Origin of the sequence: Pedobacter sp. HMWF019, from assembly GCF_003061025.1 — a bacterium.
Classification (GTDB): domain Bacteria; phylum Bacteroidota; class Bacteroidia; order Sphingobacteriales; family Sphingobacteriaceae; genus Pedobacter.
Window position 1 is genome coordinate 1 of sequence record NZ_QAIL01000553.1, and the last position, 11765, is coordinate 11765.

6 protein-coding genes are annotated in these 11765 nt (G+C 40.4%); all 6 read left to right on the forward strand.

Annotation, left to right across the window (positions count from 1 at the left end):
• Positions 1–416 precede the first annotated feature (416 nt).
• Complete coding sequence (locus DBR11_RS27010) at positions 417–3584, forward strand: TonB-dependent receptor (RefSeq protein ID WP_108555656.1); 3168 nt, start codon at positions 417–419, stop codon at positions 3582–3584.
• Positions 3585–3598: 14 nt separating this feature from the next.
• On the forward strand, positions 3599–5485 hold the full coding sequence (locus DBR11_RS27015; RefSeq protein WP_108555657.1) for a RagB/SusD family nutrient uptake outer membrane protein: 1887 nt from the start codon (positions 3599–3601) through the stop codon (positions 5483–5485).
• A 178-nt stretch (positions 5486–5663) separates the two neighbouring features.
• Positions 5664–8618, forward strand: coding sequence for a polysaccharide lyase family 8 super-sandwich domain-containing protein (locus DBR11_RS27020; protein WP_108555658.1), 2955 nt, complete (start codon positions 5664–5666; stop codon positions 8616–8618).
• A gap of 45 nt (positions 8619–8663) precedes the next feature.
• Positions 8664–9890 carry a glycoside hydrolase family 88 protein gene (locus DBR11_RS27025; protein ID WP_108555659.1) on the forward strand — a complete coding sequence of 409 codons (1227 nt, stop codon included), beginning with the start codon at positions 8664–8666 and terminating at the stop codon, positions 9888–9890.
• A gap of 36 nt (positions 9891–9926) precedes the next feature.
• Positions 9927–11252: a sulfatase-like hydrolase/transferase gene (locus tag DBR11_RS27030; protein WP_233260927.1), complete on the forward strand. Its 1326-nt coding sequence runs from the start codon at positions 9927–9929 to the stop codon at positions 11250–11252.
• 29 nt (positions 11253–11281) lie between these two features.
• Positions 11282–11765, forward strand: a 484-nt coding sequence (locus DBR11_RS27035) for a sulfatase (RefSeq protein ID WP_146186686.1), incomplete at its 3' end; no start/stop codon positions are given.

Consider the following 11765-nt stretch of genomic DNA (forward strand, 5'->3'; position numbering starts at 1 on the left):
CTGCTACCACCACTAAGCAAAAAGCTTTTTTCATAGTGTTTGGATTTGAATCTTAGATATTAATTTGTTTTGTTTTGTAACTGTGAAATTAGAGTAGTTAAAAATGAAACACTTTTAATATCCACCAGAAATATTTTGAATTTGGTTAAACGTAAATTAAGCCTCGAATTTTAAAATACCAGACTTCTCCAGTTTAAAAGTGTTAAATGGCCCTTTGGCGGCGATTTATGAGAGAAAAACACTTTTTTAAATGTACCATTCATCAAATTTGATAGCATTTTAAACAAATTTGAAACTCAAATTGGATAGTCTTGCGTTAAATTCGTTTCTTCAAATCAACCAAATTATAAACCAGATAACGATAGGTACTCTACCTAACAATCAACCATGTCCTTAACCAACCAACTTGTAAGAAAATGAAAAGAATCCTATTGATCTTATTCTTGCTGACCACATCAACCTTGCTTTTTTCACAGGAAATTATTACTGTGAAGGGTGTAGTAAGAGATGGCACAAAACAAGCCATGCCCGGGGTTTCAATTTATGAAAAGGGAACTCAAAATGCAGTGGTATCCGCCAGCAATGGTACCTACCAAATCAAAGTAAAAGCAAATGCTACTTTAACTTTTTCCTATTTGGGTACTAAATCCGTAGAGCGGCAGGTCAATAACAGAACTGTTATTGATGTTCAATTAGTAGACGATGCCAATAACCTGAACGAGGTGGTGGTGACCGGCTATGGGCAAACCGTTGCGCGTAAGGACCTGACGGGCTCAGTCTCATCTATAAGAGGTGAGGAGTTGGCTAAAGTACCTGTACAAAACATAGCACAAGCTTTACAAGGCCGTATTGCTGGTATGCAGGTTACTATGGGGAGTGGAGATCCAGGCTCGGCACCCTCTATTAAAATCAGGGGAGGTACATCTATAACACAGAGCAATGAACCTTTATACGTAGTGGATGGGGTACCGCAAACAGAAGGCCTTGCATTTCTGGATCCAACAGACGTAGAATCCATTGATGTATTGAAGGATGCATCTGCGACCGCTATTTATGGTGCGCGTGGGGCCAATGGCGTTGTTTTGGTGACAACCAAAAAAATAAAGAGCGGAAAAACGACTATTAATTATGATGGTTATGTGGGGGCTAAAACGATCACCCGCTATTTGCCAGTTTTAGATCCGTATCAATATGTACAGTATGCATATGAAAACGCGTTGCCAAATGTGGGCAGAATGGCAACCTTTTTGAATACGTATGGTTCTTTCGACTCTTTGCAAACCCGGTACGCAAACAGACCAGGAATTAATTGGCAAAAAGAAGTTTTTGATAAAACCGCTATAAGCCAATATCATAAAGTAGGTATCAATGGCGGCTCGAACGAAATTAAGTATAACCTTTTTTATTCCAAAAGTAAAAACGATGGTATTTTACTGAACAGTGGGTCCAATAAAGACATCGCTAAACTCTCCGTTGTAAACAACATTGGTAAAGATATCACCGTAACAGGTATCGTAAATTATTCTGATCAGTTTATATATGGTACAGGAGGTACGCAAACAGGGGGGAATGCCCGCTTAAGCTTTTTGCAAACTTTGCTGCAATACCGGCCAATAAACGGTAAAAATAACAACGATCTGGATTTAATTGATGATACGATAGATCCTTTAGATAACCAGGGCAATCCGGCATTTCAAAGTCCGTTGATCTCGCTTAATTCCAGAAAGATAGAACAATCTATAAAAAATTTAAATGCCAGTGCAACCATCAGGTATAATTTTCTTAAGAATGTATCCTACAACGGATTGGTGAGCTTTAGTAGTCAAACCAATAAAATAAAAACGTTTATCGATGCCACTAACATCCAGGCCATCAGGTCTGGCGGGCCAAATGGAGGCATAAGTGATGCTTTAACTCAACGGCTATCTTACAACAACGTCATTACCTATGCCAACACCTTTGGAAAAGAGCATAAAATGGATGTATCGATAGGACAGGAGTATATTTATAATTACGGAGAAAGCTTTTCGGCCAGTGCAGCGGGCTTCCCGACGGTTAACAATGGCTTTGATAACCTGGGGGCCGGAACCATTGCCAATTTCCCCACTTCGTATGCAGAAGACGACAAACTCTTGTCCTTTTTTGCCAGGGCAAATTATTCATATAAGGGTAGATATCTGCTAAGTGCATCGATCAGAAGAGATGGCTCATCCAAGTTTGGTGAGGAGAATGTTTTTGGATACTTCCCGTCTGGTGCGTTGGCCTGGAAAATTAATGAAGAAGCTTTTATGAAACAATTCAGCGCGATCTCAGATCTGAAACTCCGAGTAAGTTATGGTAGTTCGGGCAACAACCGTATTGCGAACTATGCTGCCCTGGGTACCTATGTGACCGGTAACTATCCGCTCAATAATCAGGTGATCAGTGCAGTGTATCAGGCAAATTTAGCCAATCCTTTCTTGAAATGGGAAACAGTAGTGCAGAAGAATATTGGTTTGGATCTGGGCTTATTTAAGCAAAGAATTATGCTGACTACAGAATTATACGACAATCGGTCTAAAGATTTGTTGTACAACACCAGAATCCCGGCAAGTTCTGGTTTTGGTACCCAACTTCAGAATATAGGCGAAACTTCCAGCAAGGGTATAGAATTTACCTTGAATACTGTAAATATCAGAAACAGTGAATTTTTATGGAATACGAATTTCAATATTGCATTTAATAAAACCAAAGTGCTTAAATTAAGTAATGAGGAAAACTCCTTGTTAACCAGCAGTTACAATACTTCATTTAACGATTATATCCTTAAAGTAGGGCAGCCCGTTGGAATGATGTATGGTTATATAAGTGATGGGCTTTACCAGGTCAATGACTTTAATTACAATTCAACAACCGGCACCTATGTGTTGAAGCCAGGTGTGGTAAACAGTGGTAATGCGCCTCAGCCTGGTTATGCGAAATATAAAGACATCGGCGGGCCCAATGGTGTGCCGGATGGTTTAATCAATGATCAGGACCGCACCATTATCGGAAATGCAAATCCGAAGTTTACCGGAGGTATCAACAATACATTCAGTTATAAGGGAATTGATTTAAGTGTATTTCTCGATTTTACCTATGGTAATGATATTTACAATGCCAACATACAGAACAACCTCGTTATCTCCGGAGATTTCAACAGTAATTTAGCCTTTCAGGCCAACAGATGGACAAACGTAGGTGCTTCCGGGCAATTGGTTACCGATCCTGCAGAACTTGAAGCCTTGAACAAGGGTAAAAACACCATTGCTTCCATTGGAGGTACAACGGCGGGAAGATTGACCAGTTTTGCTATAGAAGATGGTTCCTTTTTAAGAATCAACAATATCAGTTTAGGATACACCTTACCTAAAAAATGGTTAAGTAAAGTAAAAATTGCAAATGCCCGTATCTACGTTACAGCTTATAACTTGCATGTATTTACCAAATACTCTGGTTACGATCCGGAAGTAAGTGTAACAAATAATCCTTTAACCCCTGGTGTAGATTTTAGTGCCTATCCAAGAGGAAGATCTTTTGTTGCTGGTTTAAATCTATCGCTATAAAAAAAAATATAAAAATGAGAACAAAGCATATATATATAAGAAAAATGGCCTTTGCAGGTTTAATAATGCTTACGCCATTCATTTCATGCAAAAAAGCTGTTGAAACCATACCTTATTCATCATTTACTTCAGCTAATTTCTTTCAGTCTGTTGGTGAAGCTTACTCGGCTACTCTAGGCGTTTATGAGGTAATGAAAAACCCAAATACCTATGCCTGGTACATTCCGTTGGTTTATGATGCAGATACCGATGTAGAGTTTTTAAGCCCGGGAGCAACGTCCAACGATTTCAGAGAAGTTTCCCACTATTACTATCTGGCTGGAAATTCATTGTTCTTTAGTACTTGGGGTGCATTGTATAGTGGTATAGACCGCGCCAACGTGGTGATTGAGCGCATTCCGAAAATGGACCTGTACGCCAGTGGAACAGCCGCCCAAAAGACAGATCTGAACCGTATGCTGGGTGAAGCCAAATTTCTCCGGGGATTTTACTATTCAGAACTGATTAGGCTTTGGGGCGATGTGCCTTTTAAAACCAAAAGTTCTGTAACCGGAGATGATTTGAGACTGCCATTAACAGACCGGGCTGCCATTTATGATCAGATTATCAAAGACATGCAGGAGGCCATCGAGGTGTTACCATCAACACTCCCAACCGATGAAAGGATCAACAAATTTGGTGCGAAAGCCATGTTGGCCCGTGTCGCTTTATTTGCGGGAGGATATTCCTTACGCGCCGATGGTACCATGAAAAGGGCTTCTGACTACACAAAGTACTATCAACTTGCAAAAACACAGGTTAATGATGTGATGTCTTCGGGACTTTATCAGTTAAATGCGAGCTATAGCCAGGTGTTCAAAAACCAAAGTCAGCAAGTTTTTGAACCAAAAGAAAGTTTGTTTGAAATGTCTATTTATACCCCTACTGCCACCAATACGAACAATTCGAGTTTCGGTACTTTTAACGCGCCATTAACAACTGCCGGAATTTATGGAAATACGCTGAACCGCACTTTTGTCCCGGCCTCATTTTATACCAGTTTTGCAGACGGTGATTTACGGCGTGATTTTGCGATTGCAAGGTATGCTGTGGATGCCAATGGAAATAGAATCGCCTTATTAACCGGCAGACAAGATGAACAATGGACACCAGGAAAATGGAGCAGGGAGTATCAAAAAAATGGGGCATTGGAAAAATCTTATACCAATATCAATTGTGTATCTATGCGCTACTCAGATGTACTGCTGATGAAGGCAGAAATTGAAAATGAACTGAACAACGGCCCAACAGCAGAAGCATATGATGCCATAAATGCCGTTAGAAGAAGAGCTTATGGTACCAATACGCCGGGAAGTGGTATTAAACTTACTTTAGGGGCTGCTGGTACAGGTTACAAAGACAATACAACTGCTATAACCAATACGACAATCAGTATCACTGGAGGAGGTGGTACAGATGCATATGCGATAGCGACGGTGGCTTCGGGTAAAATCACAGCGATAACGATGCTTAATCAAGGGGGAGGTTATACCTCTGCACCTACCGTAACTTTTAACGGAGCTGGCAATGGTGCTACCGCAACTGTAACGCTTTTACCTAAAAAGAACAATGTTGATGTTGATCTTCCTTCGGGATTAAGCAAAAATGATTTTTTGTTAAGGATCCAAAATGAGCGGTCCTGGGAACTTTGTTTTGAAGGTATGCGCCGTGCAGATCTCATTAGATGGAATTTGTTAGGAGATAAGATAGTGGCCACACAAACTGCTGTAAAAGCCATCCGGACTCAATACAACTACGTAGCAGGGACTAATTTTGTGAAAGGTAAACATGAATTATATCCTATTCCGCAAAATGAAATAGATGTAAATAAGAATATAACCAGACAAAATCCAGGGTTTTAAATTTAATTATGGTCCTAATGATATTCTTTGGTTAGATGTGGAGGCCGGGTACGCGCAGCCAAAAAGAGAAATAGATGCATCCGTTGTTCCATAGGGGGAAGAGTGGGGTACCTGGCTTATCCGCAAGACGTAGATACCAACCAAAGCTGGGCTTACCTATTAAATATTCCATAATATAATGAATTTTAGAAAAATGATTCTTTGGGTATTTTGCCTGTTTCAAATGCACTTTTCCTTTGCGCAGGAAAAAGTATTTGCCAATTATTTCGACATAGCCGTAAACAGTCCGGAAAATACGGAAGTAACGGGGCGTATCCATTTAGAGCGGAACAAAGATGTGCTCAGTAAGCCCATCCCAAAAAGCTATCAATTTGCCATTGCAGACCAAAAAGGGGATTTATTTGCGATGAGCACAAAATTTGACCCTGCAGGAAGGATTATGGGCATCATAACCACCAAACAAAAACTAGACGAAAAAATGCTGGGTAACCAACAGTTAACCGTGGTTTTAAAAGATGGTGCTCAACAGCTTAATTCTTTCCCGGTTACAGTAAAAGTGGTTAAACAAACGCTTTGGGAAACTTTGTTTAATCGTTATAAAGATGAAACGCTTACTGCAGCAAATGGAAGGATGTTTGGGCGTAAAAAGCCAAAAGATGCTGAGGTGGAAAAAACCATTGTAAATTTAGAAGCAACTAAGGGCGAATTTATCCAATATGGTTTTTACCATAAAAATCCTAACGAATATAAACCTGTCGGCAAAAGCATAGAATATGATTGGGAATCGGTTTCTAATCAAATAGGAGGTTTGGGCTATGCGTATGCGACTTCAAAAAAGTACGGGCCAGCAGGAAATTCTGCTGAAAGGGAAAGATTAAAAAGAACGATTTATAGTGCCATTATTGCTTATACCGAAGCTGTACCTGTAGAAGGAAAAGATGTTATTATAGCTGGAAAACCAATAGGTAATTGCACGGGTGATGGCTTTGCAAATTTGAGGTTGCACAACCTGATCGAGGAGCAAGTTGTAACCCACCAATGGGTAATTTCTGATGCGCTGATCGCTCCGGTTGTACATTTGATGCCCGAAATGATTGCCGAGATGAAGAATGGCGATAAGCAAGCTGAACGTGTATATTACGATTTGGTACGCTTTTACCAAACTGCCATGGCAGAGGTTGCGAATAGAAGGGCGGTGAACGATCCGGCAGAACGTTGGGGGAAAATTACAGATACTTTACGTTCATCTGGTGCCTGGGCCGATGCCAATCTGGGACACCGTAGCCGTATGATGCTGGCACTACCGATTATGTGGGCAGATTATAACCGGCCGATGACCTACGTTCAATACTGGTACAGCGATTATTATAAAGGCCAGCCTTTTAAAGGGATGAGCTTTTCTCCGGGATGGAGTCCAAACGGTGTGGTAGCTGATGTAGCCCGCTGGATGACAAAGTACAAAGTACCGGCACATCAATATATACAATCTGGTTTTCAGCCAGATGGTACAGTATCCCATCATATTGCCAACGCTACTGATGTTGCTATGGTAGCCTATGGTTTTGAATGGCTAACCGATGCATTTGTGGGCTTTAACCAGTTTAAGAATACCGATTTTAAGCTACCCAGCAGTGCATATCAGTTTCCGGCGGATAGGTTGGAAAGGATCTACCCCAAAATCATTTATAAAAACAGGTTTGATTTTTTAATTAGCGGAAGATCTTATGGAGATGATTTACAAAAATTTGTTAATGAGACTTATTTAAAAGCTATTTCGGATTTAAAAAATGTGCAGAGCGAAGATACGAAAATCATGAACCAGGCAGAACTGGATGATGCATACCATAAAATTAAAAGCAATAAACAGGAATATTCCGGTACAGACGCTTATTGGGTAAACGAGTTTTTAGTACATCGGCGTGTTGAAGGCGAAAAAACTTTTTATGTGTCGTTAAAACTGAAATCGAAACGTACTGTTGGAGCGGAGGATTTTGGAAGAGTACGTAGATCCTGGTACGCAGGATATGGTATTTTACCCTTAAAAATTAAGGGTGATGAATATTCGGAAAAGGTTTTGGCAAATATGGATTGGCATGCTTTACCGGGACTAACCGAGGAATGGCGTACCGATGCTATGCCGGTTGGGCACGCACAGGCTTCTTTGCCCGGCGATAACGATGTGGCAGGTGTTACGGCCGATGGAAAAACAGGTATTGCTATATACCATCATTTACCACGTGAAAAATACAGCTCAGCCACTGCATTTAAAAGCTATTATTTTGCGGGCGACAAAATCATTGCTTTGGGCAATAACATTAAAAGGGTGCACCCTGGCCAGCAAAAAGATATTATAACCACGGTAGACCAATCTTCATTCATCAATCCTTTAACGGTATTCCGTGATGGGATAAAAGAAGTCATACAACCTGGTGATGCAGTTGATCTGAAATATGATATTAACGGACCAATGTGGTTGCATAGCGGAGATAAGGGCTATATCATCTTCCCCGAAGGAAAAGAACAATTGAACATTAAAACCGGGAAGGAAATTAATATTACCGACCCAACTATAGCAGATAAAACACCCAATTTTATCATATCCATTAATCACGGCTTAAATCCGGATGCAACCAAAGGTTATTTTTACTGTCTGGTGCCCAATGTTACTGCCGATGAAATGAATGCTGTGCTAGAAAAGTATGCGAGGGATATCATCTATAAAAAAGACAATGGTGCACATGGGGTGTACTTGCAGAGTGAAAAGATCTGGGAACTGGCATTTTTTAAACCTGCTACGCTTACTCTAGGCAATTTAACGGTTACTGCAGAAGCACCTGCTTTAATGATACTGAAAGATAGTGGCGACAAATGGAAGCTGACTGTTAGCAACCCATCGCCGGCAATAGATAGACAGCAATTGATTTTTCATGTATCGCAACCTTTAAAAGCTGGTCGGTACAACTACAATGTAGGTGGCATTTATCCCCGCAAAGGTGAATATGTAACGGTTTTGGCAGAAGGAACAGGAGCGAAAATTGTAGCCGAACTGGCGGATAAAAGGGATGAAGCTTTTTATAATTATCAGGCTGAATTGTACAATGGAGCACCGGTTACTATAGAAATAGCCAAATAGGTCCCGGATAGAGTATAGACAAATGATGGAACGAAGATATTTTTAATGAAAAAACATTTAACAAAATTAAGGCAATGGGTAGCAGCGGGCCTTTCAGTATTTATTTTGAGCATTACTGTAAATGCTTCTACTGCCCAAACCAGTTCTGGTCTTAGTGATCAAAAGATTGCATCGATATTTGCGCTCGAAAAAGTGTATTTGAACAATGCCTATAATACGGTACAGAAAACAGGAAAGTTGCCCCGTTCAACCGCAAAAGGTTTTCAAACGGTAAGCGATTGGACAAGTGGTTTTTATCCCGGAAATTTGTGGTTTACTTACGAGTTTACAAAAGATAAAGACATCCTTAAAAAAGCGGAATATGCAACTGCGCTGGTAGAAAATAATAAGTATTTTAGTACCGATCACGATATTGGCTTTATGATCTATTGTAGTTATGGTAATGGTTATAGGTTAACAAAAAATCCGAAATACAAGGAAGTAATTGTTGAAGCGTCTAAAACGGCTATTAGAAGATATAACCCGGAGGTGAAATCGATCATGTCGTGGAGCCCTGATACCGCCCGCGACTGGAAATTCCCGGTGATTATTGACAATATGATGAACCTGGAACTGCTGTTAAAGGGAACCGAGTTTACAGGCGATAGTACTTATTATCATATAGCCATTAACCATGCCAATACGACAATGAAAAACCAGTACCGTGATGATTTTAGCTGTTCGCATGTTGTAGATTACGATCCCGCTACCGGACAAATGCGTAAACGGGATTGGAACAATGGCAACAGTGACCCTGCAACTGCCTCCTGGAGCCGCGGACAAAGCTGGGGCTTGTATGGCTTTACATTTATGTACCAAAGCACGGGTAAAAAAGAATATTTGGTACAGGCTGAAAATGTGGCATCATACATTTTAAACAACCCAAATATGCCAAAAGATATGGTGCCCTATTGGGATTATAGAGCACCCAAGTATCCGACCTTAAGGGATGCCTCGGCAGGGGCTTTGCTGGCTTCGGGTTTGTTGAAACTTGCTACCTTATCGCCCGAAAACGGCAAGAAATATTTTAAATCGGCAGAGCGGATGTTGCAAAGCCTTGCTTCTGACGCTTATTTAAATACCAGTGGCCAAGGTGATTATTTGTTGAAACATGCCACAGGTAATTTTTTAAGGAAATCGGAATTGGATGGCGGTTTAATTTATGCAGATTACTACTTTTTGGAAGCATTGCTTGCTTACCAAAAAATAAAAAAGCAATTTGATAAAGTTTAAATACATATGGTAAGAGGTCTAACTAAAACAATAATTATGATGGGGAAACTTGGTAAGTATATGATGACTATCCTATTATTTTCTACAATATGCTGCTATGCTTTAGCACAAAAGAAACCCAATGTAGTGATCATCCTTACCGATGATATGGGCTACAGCGACCTTTCTTGTTATGGCAATCCCTTAATAAATACGCCATTTATTGATGGCATGGCCAAACGAGGCGTTTTAGCGACCAATTTTGTAACGACCTCGCCAACCTGTTCGCCTTCGCGTGCCTCTTTAATTACGGGTAGATATTGCACGCGGACCGATTTAAACTGGCCGGTTGGCCCCGGAGAAAAACCTTGTCTGAAAGACAGCGAGGTTACTATTGCCGAAATGTTAAAGCCTGCAGGTTATACAACCGCATGCATAGGCAAATGGCATATGGGCGACTATGGTACAGCCTTACCTAATAAACAAGGTTTTGACTTATTTTATGGTATGTTATATAGTCATGATTATCGGGCCCCATATGTGAAAACCGACACCGTGATTAAGATTTTTAGAAATACCAGACCAGAAATATACAGACCTGAAGATACCACACTAACCGATTTATACACCAAAGAAAGCATTAAGTTTATTAATTCCTCGGCACAGCAAAAAAAACCGTTCTTCTTATATCTTGCTTATAATATGCCGCATTTGCCTGTTGCATTGGGTGCAAAAAAGGGTGGTTTACATTCTGCAGGGGGCGCATTAGGTAATGTAATAGAGGATATGGATCATTCAATGGCTAAACTTTGGCAGGCATTGGAAAGAAATGGGCAAGCAGACAATACCATCTTTATTTTTACAAGCGATAATGGACCTTGGTTAAATGCGCCAAAAAGAATGTTTGAAGATGGTATTACCCAACTTTACCATATTGGTACAGCTGGTATTTTCAAGGGCTCAAAAGGGATCTCTTATGAGGCAGGACACCGGGTGCCTTTTATCATTTATTATAAAGGCCATACGCTTGTTAACACGGTTATAAGAACTCCTTTGTCAAATATCGATATGCTGCCCACAATTGCTGATTGGGCACAAGTAAAGCTGCCTGCATATACGCTTGATGGGGAGTCTGTTAAAGATCTGTTGAGTGTTAAGAATTATAATAAGTTGCATAAACCTATTTATTATGTAAACCGTGTTTTAGAGGGCGTAAAAGAGGGCGATTGGAAGTTGAGAATAACCACTAATGACGGGAAGAAATTAAAGGAGATGTATAATCTTTCTGAAGATCCGGCAGAAAGAGTAAATCTATACGATAATCCTGTTTATAAAGCGGAGCAAGAACATTTGGTCATGCTATTTGATCAATATCCAGGTTAACTGATTATGGATGATAAACCCACATTAATATGAAGATATTTCCCTTAGCCATCCTTATTCTTTTTGGCCTGAATCCAATATTATACGGCCAAACTAAACCCAATGTTTTGCTGATCATAACCGATCAGCAAACTGCCGATGCGATGAGCAGTGCCGGAAATAAAGATCTGCACACCCCGGCAATGGATAAACTGGCGCAAAATGGAGTGCGGTTTACCAAGGCCTATTGTGCACAACCTTTGTGTACCCCTTCTCGCACAGCTATTTTTAGTGGTAAAATGCCTTTTGAAACTGGTTTTGTTGGCAATGCTCCGGAAAAGGATGGACAATGGCCGGATAGCCTGTTAATGATGGGCAAAATTTTAAAAGATGGAGGTTATCAAACCGGGTATGTAGGGAAATGGCATTTGCCGGTACCTGCTGGCAAAGTGAGCCAACACGGCTTTGAATACATACAAAACACTAATTTTTTGGATTATAATGATGGCGCAACGCCATCTTATTGTGCAAGAT